General features: G+C 43.9%; 15 protein-coding genes. 13 read left to right on the top strand and 2 right to left on the bottom strand.

What is annotated here, in order from left to right:
- Positions 1–2 precede the first annotated feature (2 nt).
- The 8 genes from IGI69_RS13265 to IGI69_RS13230 all read left to right on the top strand — a co-directional run bounded on the left by IGI69_RS13265 (position 3) and on the right by IGI69_RS13230 (position 6,247).
- Positions 3–836 (top strand): PTS mannose/fructose/sorbose/N-acetylgalactosamine transporter subunit IIC, encoded by an 834-nt coding sequence (locus tag IGI69_RS13265; protein ID WP_008380575.1) that lies wholly within the window; start codon positions 3–5, stop codon positions 834–836.
- A 19-nt stretch (positions 837–855) separates the two neighbouring features.
- Complete coding sequence (locus IGI69_RS13260) at positions 856–1,713, top strand: PTS system mannose/fructose/sorbose family transporter subunit IID (RefSeq protein WP_008380577.1); 858 nt, start codon at positions 856–858, stop codon at positions 1,711–1,713.
- Between the two features lie 18 nt (positions 1,714–1,731).
- Complete coding sequence (locus IGI69_RS13255) at positions 1,732–2,238, top strand: PTS system mannose/fructose/N-acetylgalactosamine-transporter subunit IIB (protein WP_005228434.1); 507 nt, start codon at positions 1,732–1,734, stop codon at positions 2,236–2,238.
- A 102-nt stretch (positions 2,239–2,340) separates the two neighbouring features.
- On the top strand, positions 2,341–3,216 hold the full coding sequence (locus IGI69_RS13250; protein WP_438741126.1) for a hypothetical protein: 876 nt from the start codon (positions 2,341–2,343) through the stop codon (positions 3,214–3,216).
- A 24-nt stretch (positions 3,217–3,240) separates the two neighbouring features.
- Positions 3,241–3,696, top strand: a complete 456-nt coding sequence (locus IGI69_RS13245; protein WP_151195121.1) for a PTS sugar transporter subunit IIA — start codon at positions 3,241–3,243, stop codon at positions 3,694–3,696.
- 20 nt (positions 3,697–3,716) lie between these two features.
- On the top strand, positions 3,717–4,814 hold the full coding sequence (uxuA, locus tag IGI69_RS13240; protein ID WP_151195122.1) for a mannonate dehydratase: 1,098 nt from the start codon (positions 3,717–3,719) through the stop codon (positions 4,812–4,814).
- The gene (locus IGI69_RS13235) at positions 4,811–5,428 is read left to right on the top strand and encodes a bifunctional 4-hydroxy-2-oxoglutarate aldolase/2-dehydro-3-deoxy-phosphogluconate aldolase (RefSeq protein WP_151195123.1); all 618 of its coding nucleotides are present in this window, start codon (positions 4,811–4,813) and stop codon (positions 5,426–5,428) included. The genes uxuA and IGI69_RS13235 overlap by 4 nt, the downstream gene beginning before the upstream one ends.
- Before the next feature lie 96 nt (positions 5,429–5,524).
- On the top strand, positions 5,525–6,247 hold the full coding sequence (locus IGI69_RS13230) for an HAD family hydrolase (RefSeq protein ID WP_438741123.1): 723 nt from the start codon (positions 5,525–5,527) through the stop codon (positions 6,245–6,247).
- A 263-nt stretch (positions 6,248–6,510) separates the two neighbouring features.
- Here IGI69_RS13230 and IGI69_RS13225 read toward each other — a convergent pair whose 3' ends face one another.
- Positions 6,511–7,305: a helix-turn-helix transcriptional regulator gene (locus IGI69_RS13225; protein ID WP_005228440.1), complete on the bottom strand. Its 795-nt coding sequence runs from the start codon at positions 7,303–7,305 to the stop codon at positions 6,511–6,513.
- Positions 7,306–7,571: 266 nt separating this feature from the next.
- Between IGI69_RS13225 and IGI69_RS13220 the strand changes: the two genes are divergently transcribed.
- The 4 genes from IGI69_RS13220 to IGI69_RS13205 all read left to right on the top strand — a co-directional run bounded on the left by IGI69_RS13220 (position 7,572) and on the right by IGI69_RS13205 (position 12,384).
- Positions 7,572–9,188 (top strand): glycoside hydrolase family 43 protein, encoded by a 1,617-nt coding sequence (locus IGI69_RS13220; protein WP_270266641.1) that lies wholly within the window; start codon positions 7,572–7,574, stop codon positions 9,186–9,188.
- A complete protein-coding gene (locus IGI69_RS13215) occupies positions 9,185–10,510 on the top strand; it encodes an ABC transporter substrate-binding protein (RefSeq protein WP_270266642.1) in 1,326 nt (441 codons plus the stop codon). Before IGI69_RS13220 ends, IGI69_RS13215 begins: the two co-directional genes overlap by 4 nt.
- Before the next feature lie 128 nt (positions 10,511–10,638).
- Positions 10,639–11,550, top strand: coding sequence for a carbohydrate ABC transporter permease (locus IGI69_RS13210; protein ID WP_034858631.1), 912 nt, complete (start codon positions 10,639–10,641; stop codon positions 11,548–11,550).
- Positions 11,551–12,384, top strand: a complete 834-nt coding sequence (locus tag IGI69_RS13205; protein ID WP_005228444.1) for a carbohydrate ABC transporter permease — start codon at positions 11,551–11,553, stop codon at positions 12,382–12,384.
- Between the two features lie 55 nt (positions 12,385–12,439).
- Here IGI69_RS13205 and IGI69_RS13200 read toward each other — a convergent pair whose 3' ends face one another.
- Positions 12,440–13,618: an ROK family transcriptional regulator gene (locus IGI69_RS13200; protein ID WP_015510297.1), complete on the bottom strand. Its 1,179-nt coding sequence runs from the start codon at positions 13,616–13,618 to the stop codon at positions 12,440–12,442.
- 250 nt (positions 13,619–13,868) lie between these two features.
- Between IGI69_RS13200 and xylB the strand changes: the two genes are divergently transcribed.
- Positions 13,869–15,365 carry a xylulokinase gene (gene xylB, locus IGI69_RS13195; RefSeq protein WP_060791444.1) on the top strand — a complete coding sequence of 499 codons (1,497 nt, stop codon included), beginning with the start codon at positions 13,869–13,871 and terminating at the stop codon, positions 15,363–15,365.
- Positions 15,366–15,451: the final 86 nt, after the last annotated feature.

Raw genomic sequence — 15,451 nt, 5'->3', positions numbered from 1 at the left:
AAATGGATACATTAAGTGTTACACAAAGTTTACTGATTGCGCTATGGGTTGCAGCAGTCATGTCTCGTTGGCTCGGCGGAGGCGCCACACTGACTTTACGTTTTTCACCGTTGATGACGGGATTAGTTGTCGGACTGGTGATGGGAAATGTGCCTCAAGCCATGATCGTCACTGCCGCTTTACAAATGATTTACATGGGGGTATTTTCTCCCGGCGGATCCATGCCGGCGGAACCTTCGATTGCAGCGGCGATTGCCGTACCGGTAGCTTTGCTAGGAAATCTGCAACCAGAAGCAGCGATTGCTGTTGCCGTACCTGTTGGTTTGCTAGGGAGTTATTTGTATCAGTTCCGTTTCTTTATCAATACCTTCTTAGGAAAATATACGGATAAAGCAGTGGAAGATCTTAATGACAAAGCAATGACGCGTTCAATTATTTTATACCCAACGCTGGCTTCATTTATTTTATTTGTTCCGCTGGTATTTATTGCACTTTATTTAGGCGCTCCACTGATTGCTGATGTCATCAATGCTCTTGAGGGGACAGTCGTTATCCATATTTTAGAAGTAGTCGGCGGCGGATTGGCAGCGATCGGGATTGCAACTACCGTCTATGTGATCGGTCGAAAAGATTATATGGTCTTTTTCTTCTTGGCCTATTTCATGAGTGTAGTTTTCAGTTCGCTAGAAATTACCATGGTCACCTATGCGATTTTTGGTATTTTGATCGCGTTGATTTTTGTTCAGTCACAAAAAGGAAAATTGGCCCCAGCCCCAGAAACGAATACAGCATCACCATCCTTCGATGATGACGATGACTATGATGACGGGTTCTAATCGATAAGGAGGAGCAGTAATGACCGAAATAATTCAAAAAGCGCAAGGCGCACCGGAAGAAATCACGAAGAAAGATGTCACAAAAGCATACCTAAGATGGCATTTCGCCAATGAGATCCCGCATTCGTTTGAACGGTATTTATCACCATCGCTTTTATACGCCATGATGCCGATTTTGCGCAAACTTTACAAAGACGATGAGGCACTGAAAGCTGCCTACAAACGCCAACTGTTGTTTTTCAATACCCAGCTGAGTTGGGGTGGTGGTGTTATTACTGGGCTGATGTCATCAATGGAACAACAGCGGGCCGAGGAAGAGCATGAGAAAAAAGAGATCTTGATGCAGGATGATCTAATGTACAACACGAAAGCTGGTTTGATGGGTGCTTTAGCAGGAATCGGGGATGCCATCGACTCAGGAACCGTTCAATATATCTTTATTGCGATTGCCGTCCCTTGGGCACAGCAAGGAAGTCCGCTAGGTGCGTTGTTTCCGTTCATTTGCTTTGCACTGTATCAAGTTTCTCTAGGAATGTTTTTTGCCCGCCAAGCGTTCTCAATGGGACGCAACGCAACTGGCTTGATGCAGAGTACAGGTGTTCAAACTGCCATTGAAACACTGTCGGTTCTCGGTTTGTTTATGATGGGGGTTCTGGCTGGAAACTATGTCAAAGTCAGTTCTTCGCTGCAGTTTGATATTTCTGGACGAGAATTTATTATCCAAGATATCCTTGATCAGATTGTACCAGGGATCTTGCCGTTAGCAGTTGTAATGGGCGTCTACTGGTTCTATACAAAGAAAGGATTAAAAGTCACGCAAGCATTACTATGGCTGACCTTGATTCTGATTATTTTAGCCGGTGTCGGTATTTTATAAGAAAAGGAAGTGGAAAAAATGGGTGTAGTAAATTTAGCACGAGTAGATGAACGATTGATCCATGGGCAGGTCATGATGACCTTGTCACAAAAAAGCGGAGTCAACTCGATTTTTGTAGTGGATGAGGTAGTAGCTAAGGATAAGTTCATGCGGGAATTATACAAAAATGCCGGTAGCCGCACAGGGCAAAAAACGATCGTCGTTACACCAGAAAAAGCCAAATTTTACTGGGATGAATACAACTTCAAAGATTACAACTGTATTTTGATCGCTAAAACCGTCAGTGTGATGTACGACTTAGTCAAACACGGCGTGCCAATGAAAGAATTGAACATAGGCGGTATCGCCCAAAAAGATCCCGAGAAAGATCTCTTGGTAACGAAATCTGTTTATTTAAATCAAGCTGATGCGCAAAAACTCAAAGAAATGAACGAAGCGTACGGTGTGGAATCAATCTATTTTCAAGCAACACCTTCTGCACCGAAATCAACGCTTAAAGATGTGTTGAAGCAGTTCAATTTGTAATCATTGAGCGCGTTCGTCATCTGTTGAAGAGGAAGGCGGAGGATTTTATAAAAATAGAGTTCCTCCTTCCTTGTCAGTAATTTGTGAATAGGAGAATTCGCCATGAATCAAACAGAAACATTTCGTGATTGGCTTTTTCGTTATCGGTATGTCTACCGATCGCGTTCCACGGATAAAAGCAAACAAAGATTTTTGAAGGCACTCATCGCGGATATCATTCCATTTCGCAAAGACCTTCAGGTGATCGAGTATGATCACACGAAAAAAAACGCCTCACGCAATTTGTATGTTGGTGATCTGACCAAAGCAAAACGGATCATCTGCACATATTATGATACACCGCCAGAGCATTTCGGCGATTACCATTTTTTTGATCGGCAGGAGCAAGGCCGTCAAACAAATCAATTTATTCTGACTGCTTCAGCAGTGATGATTCTTTTAGGGTTGTTGGGGACTTGGCTTTATATCCACTTTGCCTCAGGGAGATTTCCCTTATTGTCTTGGCAAACAGCGCTTTTTGCTTCAGGGGTCGGTATTTATTTTCTGCTATTAAATCGCGTAAGCCACGGGGCAGGATTTCAGCAAAATCTAACCCGCAATACCTCCTCTATCTTAGCGCTACTGTCACTGATCAGTCAAAACAGTCAAACAACGACGGCCTTCGCATTTCTTGATGAAGGAAGTTACGGAGAACGCGGGTTGGAAGTGTTACGTGATTCAGTAGGGCCGAATGCGAAGATTTATTATTTAGATTCTATCGGCGCCGATGCTCCGGTTCGAGCTATCGGCAAGCAATTCAATGAAGGGCAACTGCAGCAGCTGGCGATCGAACACAGTAGTGAAGCGATGGGCAGCATCAACTATCTGTTTTGTGCAGAAAAGCAGCAGGATCAGACGTATGTGTTGCGTAGAAAACAATTAAAGCAAAAAGAGCTGAATAGTAGGAATATGCAAAAAGTCCTTGCGTTATTTGGTTAGGAAGCGAAAAAGGAGGAACAACATTTGTTAGGAATCGTATTGGCAACTCACGGACAGCTGAGTACTGGTTTTAAAGATGCTGCAGAGGTGATCATGGGCAGTGTCGAAAATATTGCGGTCGTTAATTTGAACCACGGAGAGGATATTCAACTTCTGGGAAACAAAATCCATGAAGCGATCCACGAAACAGATCAAGGGGACGGTGTAGTGGTGTTTGCTGATCTATTGAGTGCGAGTCCCTACAATCAGTCGGTTGTAACGATCAATCAATTAGAAGAACCTCTTCAGGAAAAGACGTATGTGATCGGCGGAGTGAATCTGCCGATGGTATTAGAAGCGATCAATCACCAATTTTTGGCGACACCGATTGAACAGGCGGTAGCAGCAGTGATCCAGCAAGGAGAAAATAGTGTAGCGCTTTGGCACAATTCTTCAGCAGGTGATAGTAGCGAAGAAACTGATGAGGAAGATGATTTTTAAAAACGAAAGGATGACAGCAAATGCAATGGGGGTTTCGATGGTACGGGGAAGGGGATACGATCCCGTTAACGAATATTCGACAAATTCCAGGAATGCACGGCATTGTAGGAACACTTCTGAATAAAATGCCCGGAGATGTCTGGGAGATTTCCGAAATCAACGCACTAAAAGCATCAATTGAAAAAGAGCATCTTTCGCTATTAGGGATTGAGAGTGTGGCGATCCACGATGCGATCAAAGCTGGAACAGAGGAACGGGATCACTACATCGATCAATATATTCAAACAATTCGGAATTTAGCAGCTTGTGATGTACATATGATCTGCTATAGCTTCAAACCAATCTTCGGCTGGGCCAAAACAAATCTATTTTATCAAAACGAGGATGGCAGCTTCTCCTTGCTCTATGATCAAGCCGTTGTGGATGATATGGAACCTAGTGAGATGTATACGCTGATCCATAGCCAATCAAAAGGCTTTCAATTGCCAGGTTGGGAAGAAGAACGACTGAAAAAGTTCCAGCGATTGATGGCAACTTATGAAGGGGTCACTCAAGAGATCCTCTTTGATAACTTAAGCTATTTCTTAAAGCGGATCATTCCTGTGTGTGAAGAAGTAGATGTGAAAATGGCGATCCATCCCGACGATCCACCTTGGGAAATTTTTGGCTTGCCACGAATCACCAAAAATTTAGAGGACTTGAAAAAAATCATGGCTATCGTGGATTCGCCTTATAATGGGGTGACGTTGTGCACCGGTTCGTTAGGTGCCGATTCAGAAAACGACATGGTGGAGATCGTTCATGCCTTAAAGGGACGCATCAACTTTGTTCATTTCCGCAATGTGTTGTTTATGGGGGAACGTAAATTTAAAGAATCCGCCCATCTATCCACCGAAGGATCATTAGATATGTATGCCATCATGAAAGCCTTGGTTGAGGTCGGTTTTGATGGCGTCATCCGTCCAGATCACGGGCGGACGATCTGGGGGGAAGTGGCGATGCCAGGCTATGGTCTGTATGATCGTGCGATTGGGATCAGTTATCTTCAAGGTCTTCATGAAGCCGTCTTGAAAGAACAAATGCAATCGAAGGAAACGAAGGGAGGGAAGAGTGTATGACACTCTATGAACAATTGGCAAAAACAAGGGTATTGCCTCTTTACACTGCAACGGATCTTACCTATTTGCCAGTAGTAGAATCACTGTTGATCGAACATGAACTACCCTTTATTGAAGTGACATTCCGCAGTGACCTTGCTTTAGCAGCGATTGAAAAACTCTCTCAATCAGGCAAATTGATCGTCGGCGCAGGCACGGTGCGCACTTTAGAACAAGCGAAAGCAGCAGTTGAGAAAGGGGCGCGCTTTATTGTTTCCCCTGCTCTTGTACCTGATGTGGTGGAATTTTGTCTTGCCGAAAACATTCCAGTGTTTCCAGGAACAGCTACCCCAAATGACATTCAACGAGCAGCGGCTTATGGCTTATCAGTTGTGAAATTTTTCCCCGCGGATATCTACGGGGGCTTGCCGGCGATCAAAGCCCTCAGCGGTCCGTTTTATGATATTCGATTTGTCCCAACTGGTGGAATCAACCTCGAAAATATGCAAGACTATTTATCTGATCCGCAGGTGCTAGCAGTTGGCGGCTCCTTCATTCTTTCAGAATCACTAGTAAAAGAAGGTCGGGAAAAGGCTGACAGCCATTTGGCGCATGTAAAATCATTGCTAAGTTGAGCAGTCAGCTGTAAATAAACAAGGTGAAGCAATGGGTGCCAAAGGATTTTGGTACCATTGCTTTTTTATTCGCAGAAAAGTAAAGGAGGCTATAGGATGAAAAAGATAAAACTGGTGATTTTTGATATGGACGGTTTGATGTTTGAAACAGGTCGTCTAGCTTACCGCGCTTATTTAAGAGCCGCGGAGGAATATGATTTTGAAGTTTGCCAAGAAGTTTATTATTACCTGACTGGCAGAACGGAAGCAGATATTCGTATAGGGATGCAGGAACTTTATGGCAATCAAGTACCAACGGATCGGTGGCGAGAAGCGATGAATCGTCAGAAAGAAGTGATTTTAGCTGAAGAAAAACGGGTGTTCAAAAAGCCCGGCCTTCTTGAACTGTTGGAAGCATTAAAAAAACAAGATTGCTTGATAGCCGTGGCATCCTCTTCATCGAAAGAAAAAATCAAGGCGTACTTTGAAATGGAACAGATGCCAGATTGGTTTGATACGGTGGTTTCTGGGGATCAAGTGCGAAAGGGCAAACCTGATCCAGAAATCTTTCTAACAGCTTGCCAACAATTAGGCGTAAAGCCTGAAGAAGCCTTGGTATTAGAAGATTCTCTAGCTGGCATAAAAGCCGCAAAACAAGCCGAGATCCCAGCTTTTCTGATTGCGGATGATTTGAGTGCTTTGCCAGTCAAGAAAAATGGGAAGTATCCTTTGCTTAAACAGCCAAAACTTGAGCAAGAAGTAGCTGCACAGGTGAAAACTTTTTCTGATCTGACGGAAGTCAAAGACTGGCTCGTCGCGAATCATTTTTCTTGGGATTGATCGATATTCCAAGAAGTATCGACAAAGCAAAAGGGTATGAAGCAAGAATGTACGGTGTTTTAAAACAGGCATAGTTTTGTGGAATCAGTAAAACAACAAAGGTTCATTTTGGCAATTGGTTTTTTCCTGCTCATTTCTCTATGAAGAAGGGGGAGTTAGAGCGTTTTTCACTATTTTCTGGGAATGAGGCAAAAGGATGACTAGAAAAACGAGTAAGATTGTAGCAGCTCACTTTACAGCTAAGTGAAGCTGCTTTTTTTACGCTATTCCTTCAGCAACGAAAAATGCGCATTGTGTTTTAAACGGTATTCTTTTGGCGTCAGTGAGGTCAATGCTTTGAAATTTCGATTGAAGGTTCGCACATTTTGAAAGCCTGCTTGTTCTGCTACTTCCGTAATCGGCAAGAGACTATGGGTCAGCAAAAAAGAGGCATGGCGTATTCTTGCTTGATTCAAAAGCCGAGGAAAGGTGCTTTTCAATTTATCGGTGATCATTCTGGAAACGTAGACGCTGCTATAACCGATACTGCTGCTTAGTTTTTCGAGCGTCAGTTCTTCTTTGAAGTGGGATTCGATGTAAACAAGTAGCTGGATCAGGATATCCTCTTGATTTTTGGCTGGTAATAAAGTCGTTTGGTGTTCAAAAAGGTAAAGGACTTGATACAGTGCCGATTTTCGTAAATAGAGGGAATCCGTTTCAAATAAAGGATAGTAGAGCTGCTTGGCAACAGAGGAATCAATGGTGATCACCGGATCTGACAAAGCGAAATCTTTCGTTTTGGCGTAAAAATCTGGAATATACTCAGGTGAAAACACAAGAATATGCAATTGTGATTCCTTAGGGGTTTCAATCGCATGAGTCTGATAAGGCATGACTAATAACACTTGGCCTGTCGTAAGGACATAGGGACTTTCTTCGATTTTGACAACCGCTTCGCCATCACTACAAAAAAGCAATTCAAAGGAACGATGAAAATGTTCCATGTAATTAAGCGAGTAGGGATGGTAACTGGAAACGCCTAGGTATTCGCCGAAATGGTATTCTTCTAAAATGGTCACGCGATCTATCCTCCATTTTTTGTCTATCGATGTGTGGAAATCGTCCTGTGAATGATAGCGATTTCATTCTATAATTATGACAGTTCAGCTGAAGAAAGTAAATAGAACAATGATTAGTGAATATTTTTAAAATGAGCTGCAGCAGCAAATTTCTTTTTTTTGTTAGGTATATTAGTAAAGAAAACTTACTAACTGAATGAAGCTCATTCCTACTGACACTCAGCTGAATCACAAAATGCCAAAAAGGGAAAGAGGGGGAAATTTTTTTGATTACCAATCCAATACTAACAGGCTTTCATCCAGACCCGAGTATTTGTCGTGCAGGTGAAGATTATTACATTGCTACGTCGACCTTTGAATGGTTTCCAGGTGTGCGCATCTTCCATTCGAAGGATTTGAAGAACTGGCGCTTGATCAGTACACCAGTCAATCGTGTCAGTCAGTTGAATATGCTAGGAAACCCAGATTCTGGGGGCGTTTGGGCGCCAAACTTAAGTTACAGTGATGGTCGTTTTTGGTTGATTTATTCAGATGTCAAAACACAATCTAATAGTTGGAAAGATGTGAACAATTATTTGATCACCTGTGAAACCATTGATGGGGATTGGTCAGAACCAATTTATATGAATTCTTCTGGTTTCGATCCCTCGTTATTTCATGACGACGACGGCAAAAAATATTTTCTGAACATGGTTTGGGATTATCGCCCGACAAACCATTCCTTTTATGGGATCGCTCTCCAAGAGTTTGATTGGCAAGCCAAGAAATTGGTGGGGCAGCCCAAAATCATCTTCAAAGGAACAGAGCGCAAATTGACGGAAGCACCGGTCATGTATAAAGTGAACGGCTATTATTATTTATTGACGGCAGAAGGCGGCACCAAGTTTGAACATGCAAGTACCATCGCTCGTGGGACGCACATCGAAGGGCCTTATGAAGTTCATCCTCAAAACCCTCTGATCAGTTCCTGGGGACAGCCAGAGATCCTGCTACAAAAAGCTGGCCATGGTTCATTTGTGAAAACGCAGACCGATGAATGGTATTTTGTTCACTTAACAGGGCGAGCGCTGAAGTATCCCGAAACGCCCCTCTTAGAAAATCGCGGCTATTGCCCGCTCGGACGAGAAACAGCGATCCAGTCTGTTTATTGGGAAAATGATTGGCCGTATATCACAGGCGGAAACTTTCCAAAAGAGGAAGTCCCACAGCCACAGCTGCCCGAACATCCGTGGGAAACAGAATCAGGCTTTGATGATTTTGAAGAGGCGTCGTTGGCACCAGTGTTTCAAACCTTGCGGATTCCTTTTTCTGAGGAAATCGGTAGTTTGACCGCACGACCAGGGTACTTGCGCTTGTATGGGCGAGAGTCGTTCAATTCCTTGTTCCATCAAGCACTAGTGGCAAGAAGATGGAGCGATTTTCGTTTCGAAGCAACGACTGCCGTCGAATTTTCACCGACCTCGTTTCTACAGTTGGCAGGCATGACGAATTACTACAATACACAAAACTGGTCGGCGATCTACATCACTCATGATGAGACGAAAGGCAGAATCATCACTGTATTGGCAAGCGAGAAGGGCCAACTGAAGAGTCAAAAAGCACCAGAAGGTGTGATACCAGCCGATGTACAAACTGTCTACTTCAAAACGATCGTTAATTATGCCCACTATCAATACGCGTACTCGTTTGATCAAAAAGAGTGGCAGGTCATCGATCAGCTATTTGACAGCTTGCAATTGTCTGACGACTATGTAGCAGAACATTACGGTGGATTCTTTACAGGGGCTTTTGTAGGGATATTTGCGATCGATACGACCGGCAATCGTTTGGCGGCTGATTTTGATTCATTTGACTATCAAAAAATCGAGGAGGAAGAAAGATGAAAAATTGGAAACGGGTCTTACAAACAGCGTCAGTAGCGGGCTTAGCAGCTTTTATGCTTAGTGGCTGCGGGAATGGTTCTGGAAACAGCAGCTCAGATAATAGCGCAACGGGAAGTAGTGGCAAGGATGAACTCGTGGTTTGGACCTTTACTTCAGAATTATCAACGATGATCAATGATTATTATTTGCCGGCGCATGACGACTTGGCCTATGACATTCGGATCGTGGAGATTCCTTCTGACCAATTCGAGACCAAGCTCGATCCGATTCTCGGTTCCAAAGATGCACCAGATGTGATTGCTTTAGAATCTGCCTTTGTCAAAAAATATGTGGAATCAGGCATGATGGCAGACCTTGGTTCACTGGGGCTTGATGAAGCCGCGGCAGATACGTATAAATATGTCAAAGACGTAGGGACTTCAAAAGACGGGGTTCTTCATGCCTTGGCTTGGCAAGCTGCTCCTGGCGGTTTTTATTACCGGGCATCGATGGCAGAAGAGCTGCTAGGGATCGATGATCCAGCGGCTGCGCAAGCGGCATTGTCAGACTACGACAAGTTCTATGAGCAAGCCAAAGCAGTCAAAGAAAAAAGTGGTGGAACCACCTATATGATCTCTAGTGTCCAAGATTTGGCAAAGCCTTTTTATGGTCAACGCGAACATGGCTGGGTTGAAGACGGCAAATTAGTGATCGACGACAGTTTGTATGACTTGTTGGATGTATCACGAAAATTTGTAGAAGAAGGCCTGACACAAGATACAGAAGGACAATCAGAAGCTTGGTTTGCTGGAATGAATGGCGACAATGTATTCGGTTATAGTTTGCCGACATGGGGGCTGCACTATTGGTTAAAACCAAATGCGACAGCTGCCGATAACTCCAGCTCAACAGAAGGGGACTGGCGCATGATCCAAGGACCTTCGTCGTGGTTCTGGGGCGGCACATGGATCGGTGCTACGGCAAATTCTGAGATGCAAGAAGAAGCTGCGCAATTGGTGGCTTACTTGACCACAGATCAAGCATTTTTAAAACAATGGGCCGAAGATACCGGTGATTTTGTATCGAATGAGCGAGTCGTTGAAGAAATTAAAGGCGAATATGAAGAGGAATTTTTAGGCGGTCAGAACCACTATGCAGAATTTGCCGATATGGTTCAAGACATCAACGCGAAAATTCTGACCGAGTATGACCAGACGATTGAAACCCTCTTTACGGATAGTTGTTTGACACCATATTCAAAAGGTGAAGTGGATCAGGAAACGGCGATCCAAAACTTTAAAGATGCGGTCGTCAATGCTTATCCAGATGTTCAAGTAGATTAGGTGTTGGAGAAACCGGCACCGAAGACGGGGTCGGTTTCAACCTTTTCTAGGTACTATGCGCTGCTTAAATAGCTTGTCTTTACATGCAGAAGTTGGCAGTAGAAGAAAAAAATATCAGGGGGATTACGATGCAGAATAAGAGAAGATTTGAACAGTATCATCGCTATGGGCTATTATTTATCGCACCATTTTTTCTAGCATTCTTGGTTTTTCAGCTTTATCCAATTCTCTATACGATTTACCTAAGCTTTACGGATCTAAAAGGGTGGAATCCAGCTGCCAATCTTGTCGGACTGGATAACTATTTTGCGATTTTTCGCAACCCGTTATTTTTAAAATCCATCAGCAATACCTTTATTTTGTGGGGCGTAAACTTTGTCCCTCAAATTGGCTTGGCTCTGTTGCTGGCGGCATGGTTTACCAATATCAAGTTGCGCTTGCGGGGGAAAGGCTTTTTCAAAGTCGTTTTTTACTTACCCAACATCATTACTGCCGCTTCAGTAGCAATCTTATTTTTCGTTTTGTTCAGTTTTCCGTTAGGTCCGATCAACCTAGTCTTGCAGCATTTCGGTGTTTTGGACCAGCCCTATGACTTTTTCCGTAGTGAAACGGGCACTCGGCTGATCGTTTCCTTTATCCAATTTTGGATGTGGTATGGTCAGACAACGATCGTTTTAGTTTCGGGCATTTTGAGCATTGATGATGCTCTTTTTGAATCAGCAATGGTCGATGGAGCCAATGATGGTCAAATTTTCCGCAAGATCACGCTGCCTTTGTTAAAACCAATCTTGCTTTATACATTAGTGACATCCTTGATTGGCGGCTTGCAAATGTTCGACATTCCTTTTTTGCTGACAAACGGCAATCCCAACAATAGTGTCTTAACGATCACGATGTTTATCTACAACCAAGCCTTTACCGGGAGTCGGAATTTCAACGTTGCCGCAACCGCGTCGGTGCTATTATTGGTACTTTCGATCGTATTAAGCACGTTATTGTTTCAATTTTTCAAAGAAAACAGCAAAGTGGGGCGAAAATAAATGGAAAATAGCTATCGAGCAAAACGATTGTTGATCTATGTCTTTTTGGTGTTGCTGACCATCTTAAGTATTCTGCCGTTTTGGGTCGTCTTAGTCAATGCGACCCGTTCAGCAGAACAGATCCAGCAAGGGCTGTCCTTGTGGCCTGGCGGTAATCTCCAATACAACTGGTCCGTCTTAATGGGCAGAGGCTTCAATGTTTTCAATGGATTTAAAAATAGTTTCTTGATTGCGGCTGGCGCTACCGTTCTCAATGTATATTTTTCGGCATTGACAGCTTATGGCGTGATCGCCTATGAGTTTCGTGGCAAGAAAGTCCTGTTTGCTGTCATTCTTGGGCTGATCATGATTCCTCAGCAAATCAGCATGATCGGTTTTTATCAATTTATGAATCGCTTAGGGCTCTTAAATAATTTTCTGCCATTGATTTTACCAGCGATCGCATCACCTGCTACCGTTTTTTTCTTAAAGCAATACTTAGAAACGATCTATCATCCTGATTTGGCAGATTCTGCTCGTTTGGACGGAGCCGGCGAAATCAAAATTTTCCATCGCATCATGTTGCCCTTGATGAAACCGGGCTTAGCCACCATGGCGATTTTCTCGTTCGTGACCTCGTGGAATAATTTCTTGATGCCCTTGATCTTGATCAACGATACGGAAAAGTATACGTTGCCGATGCTGGTCCAATTGCTGAAAACCGATGTTTACCGTACTGAATTTGGCAGTATGTATCTAGGGATCTCATTAAGTATTATTCCTTTACTGCTGATTTACCTGTTTCTATCGAAATACATCGTGGGCGGTGTGACGGCTGGCGGAATCAAAGGATAGCGAGACCTTCTTACCAAAAGAAAACGCTGGACTGAGTCTTCAGTCCAGCATTCATTTAACGGATTACACGGGAGAGATCAAGTGCTGCAAAGCGCAAATCGTTGATATTCAAGAAATGTTTCGCCACTAAAACGTTACCGCCAAACAGCGGGGCCTGATCGCCTAATCGACTGTTTTTGATCTTCGTGTTTTTGGTGAACTGGCTGGTCAATTTTTGTTGCAGCGCCAGTAATAAATCAGGAATTTTGCGATAGACCGAGCTGTTGATATAGACTTCTTCGGGATCAGAAAAAGTGATGACATTGTTTAGCCCAATACTAAGAAACTCAACATTTTGTTGCGCCAATTCGACTGCTGATTTTTCTCCGGCATGATAGGCTTGTGCAAAGGTATCCGAATTAACGAACGCTGTTTTTGTATAGTGACTGTAGGTGTCAAACAAGACTTTGTTCGACGCATATTGCTCTAAGCAGCCTCGATTGCCGCAAGGGCACAAGTTGCCGTGAGGAAAGAGCGTAGAATGGCCAACTTCCCCCGCCATGCCGTGAGTACCGGTTTGTAACTGCCCATCAACGATGATTCCGACACCGATCCCACTATGGACGCTGACGCTCAGTAAATTCGTGGAATCAGAAGAAAAACAGTACTCGCCTAAAGCCGTCAGATTGGCTTCGTTTTCTATATAGACCGCCGTATTGTATTTTTGGCTCAAAGGGGCGATCAAATCAAAGTGTTCCAAGTCGTAGTAGGGGGCAAAGGTGACCGTCTGATTGTGAACGATGCCGTGGATCGCCAAACAGATTCCTACTAATCCATGAGTGGTTTGCGGCATTTGCGGCCAAAACTCTTTCATCATGGAATCGATCGTCGCTAGTACATTTTCTTTGGTGATCAATTCATGGGAATGGTCGGCAGAGGCGATCATCTCGCCATTGATATAAGAGAGCATCCCTCGAACATAGTTATAGCCGATGTCAAAGGTAACAGCTAAGCTGCTACGGTGATTGAATTGCAATTGAATCGGTTTGCGACCACCGATCGAAGTGGAATCACCGATGCCGACTTCGCGCACGAAGTCCGTGTCGATCAGTTTTTTGGTTATTTGAGAAACAGACGCTTTATTGAGATGGGTCAAATTTGACACTTCCGCTCGTGACACATTTTCATTGTCAATGATCGTCTTCAATACAGCCGCTTCATTTTGTTCGCGTATGCCCATTTTATTGATAATCATGTGTACTCCTCTTCGTAGATGTGATTAGTGTTAGTTTACCGTGCAAATTAATATTGTGCAAGCTGAAGAATAAAGAAAAGACGAAGAATGTAGGAGCAGCAGTTTGAGAAGGAAAAACCATGAAAGATTCGTTGAAAGCGCTTGACAGGAATGCGAGAATCGTTTACTATTCGATTAGTTAGTTTTGAATGCTAATTAACCATTTGAGAGTCAATGGTTAACTGCTTCAAACAGAGGAAGGAGAGAAGAGATGGCTTATTTTTTAGGGTTGGATCTGGGAACAAGTGCGTTAAAAGGCTTAGTTTTTGATCAAACCGGGGAACTCCAAGGAACAGCAAGTGCTGACTATCCATTGTCATCCCCTAGACCGGGGTTCAGTGAGCAAGAGCCGGTGCATTGGCAAGAGGCGGCAGATAAGGTGATCAAAACCTTGATCCAGCAGCTTCCAACGCTGCAAAAGGAATTGATCGGCGTCAGCTTTTCTGGGCAAATGCATAGTCTTGTTTTATTGGATGAAGAAAACCGAGTCATTCGTCCGGCAATATTATGGAATGACGTTCGGACCACCAAACAATGCCAAGCGATCATGGCATCCTTTGGAGAGGAAATAAAAGCAATCACCAAGAATGTTGCTTTGGAAGGGTTCACTTTACCAAAAATTTTATGGGTCCAAGAACACGAGCCTGAACATTGGCAACAAGTTCGTCACATGATGCTGCCAAAAGACTACTTGGCTTTTTGGCTGACTGGGAACTATTCGATGGATTATTCCGATGCAGCGGGTACGTTACTGCTGGATATCGAAAAGAAGTGCTGGTCTGAAGCCATTCTAGAAAAATTCGCAATCGCATCGGATTTACTGCCGCCGCTTTTTGAATCAGCAGCGCCTGTGGGGCAAATGCGAAAAGAGCTGCAAGAAGCCTTTGGGTTTGAACAAGAGGTGACGATCTATGCAGGTGGCGCAGACAATGCCTGTGCTGCATTAGGTTCAGGGATCATCGCCGAAGGTGTCGGCATGGTGTCGATTGGCACGAGCGGTGTGTTCTTATCCTTTGAAGAAGCGCAAGAGGTTGATTATCAAGGAGATCTACACCTTTTCCGTCATGCGATCAAAGACAAGTTGTATTCAATGGGGGTCACGTTAGCCGCTGGAAATTCCTTAAGCTGGTATCGTGATACGTTTGCCCCCAACCAATCGTTTCAGGAATTGCTTTCAGCGATCAGTGAGGTAAACCCAGGGGCAGAAGGCCTGCTGTTTACGCCTTATATCGTGGGTGAACGCACCCCGCATACCGACAGCCAAATCAGGGGTAGTTTTATCGGCATCGACACACGGCATCGCGAAAAGCATTTCAGTCGTGCGGTCTTAGAAGGGATCACCTTCTCTTTGAAAGATTCCCAAATGATCATGGAAGAACGGGCACAGCGGAAATTCACCCAGATCGTTTCTGTGGGGGGCGGTGCGAAAAATGCCGAATGGCTGCAAATGCAAGCCGATATTTTTAATGCAGAAATGCTGAGTTTGTCTACTGAGCAAGGTCCAGGTATGGGTGCAGCAATGCTAGCAGCAATCGGCAGCGGCATTTATCCAGATGCAACTGCTTGTGTTAACGCCTTTGTCAAATACGGCAAGGCCATTGCACCAATTCCTGAAAATGTCGCCAAATACCAAGAAATTTATGCGATCTACCGGACCGTCTACCAACAAACCGCACCTATCTGCCATGCATTGGCGCAAATCGAGTAGCGTAATGGCAGCAGGCAATCTACCTGATCAAAGCGAGGAATCGTTTTTGGTTCTAAATGATTGGAAACAAGTAAGTTAGTTTATTA

Origin of the sequence: Enterococcus sp. DIV1083b (assembly GCF_051713705.1) — a bacterium.
In the GTDB taxonomy this organism is placed as follows: domain Bacteria; phylum Bacillota; class Bacilli; order Lactobacillales; family Enterococcaceae; genus Enterococcus_D; species Enterococcus_D casseliflavus.
Note: the sequence above shows the minus strand (reverse complement) of the source record. Positions and strands in the feature narration are given on the sequence as shown.

Excerpts from the sequence above, each read along its gene's own strand:
- IGI69_RS13265 (WP_008380575.1), top strand. The coding sequence starts at position 3 with ATGGATACATTAAGTGTTACACAAAGTTTACTGATTGCGCTATGGGTT.
- IGI69_RS13260 (WP_008380577.1), top strand. The coding sequence starts at position 856 with ATGACCGAAATAATTCAAAAAGCGCAAGGCGCACCGGAAGAAATCACG.
- IGI69_RS13255 (WP_005228434.1), top strand. The coding sequence starts at position 1,732 with ATGGGTGTAGTAAATTTAGCACGAGTAGATGAACGATTGATCCATGGG.
- IGI69_RS13250 (WP_438741126.1), top strand. The coding sequence starts at position 2,341 with ATGAATCAAACAGAAACATTTCGTGATTGGCTTTTTCGTTATCGGTAT.
- uxuA (WP_151195122.1), top strand. The coding sequence starts at position 3,717 with ATGCAATGGGGGTTTCGATGGTACGGGGAAGGGGATACGATCCCGTTA.
- IGI69_RS13235 (WP_151195123.1), top strand. The coding sequence starts at position 4,811 with ATGACACTCTATGAACAATTGGCAAAAACAAGGGTATTGCCTCTTTAC.
- IGI69_RS13230 (WP_438741123.1), top strand. The coding sequence starts at position 5,525 with ATGAAAAAGATAAAACTGGTGATTTTTGATATGGACGGTTTGATGTTT.
- IGI69_RS13215 (WP_270266642.1), top strand. The coding sequence starts at position 9,185 with ATGAAAAATTGGAAACGGGTCTTACAAACAGCGTCAGTAGCGGGCTTA.
- IGI69_RS13210 (WP_034858631.1), top strand. The coding sequence starts at position 10,639 with ATGCAGAATAAGAGAAGATTTGAACAGTATCATCGCTATGGGCTATTA.
- IGI69_RS13205 (WP_005228444.1), top strand. The coding sequence starts at position 11,551 with ATGGAAAATAGCTATCGAGCAAAACGATTGTTGATCTATGTCTTTTTG.
- IGI69_RS13200 (WP_015510297.1), bottom strand. The coding sequence starts at position 13,618 with ATGATTATCAATAAAATGGGCATACGCGAACAAAATGAAGCGGCTGTA.
- xylB (WP_060791444.1), top strand. The coding sequence starts at position 13,869 with ATGGCTTATTTTTTAGGGTTGGATCTGGGAACAAGTGCGTTAAAAGGC.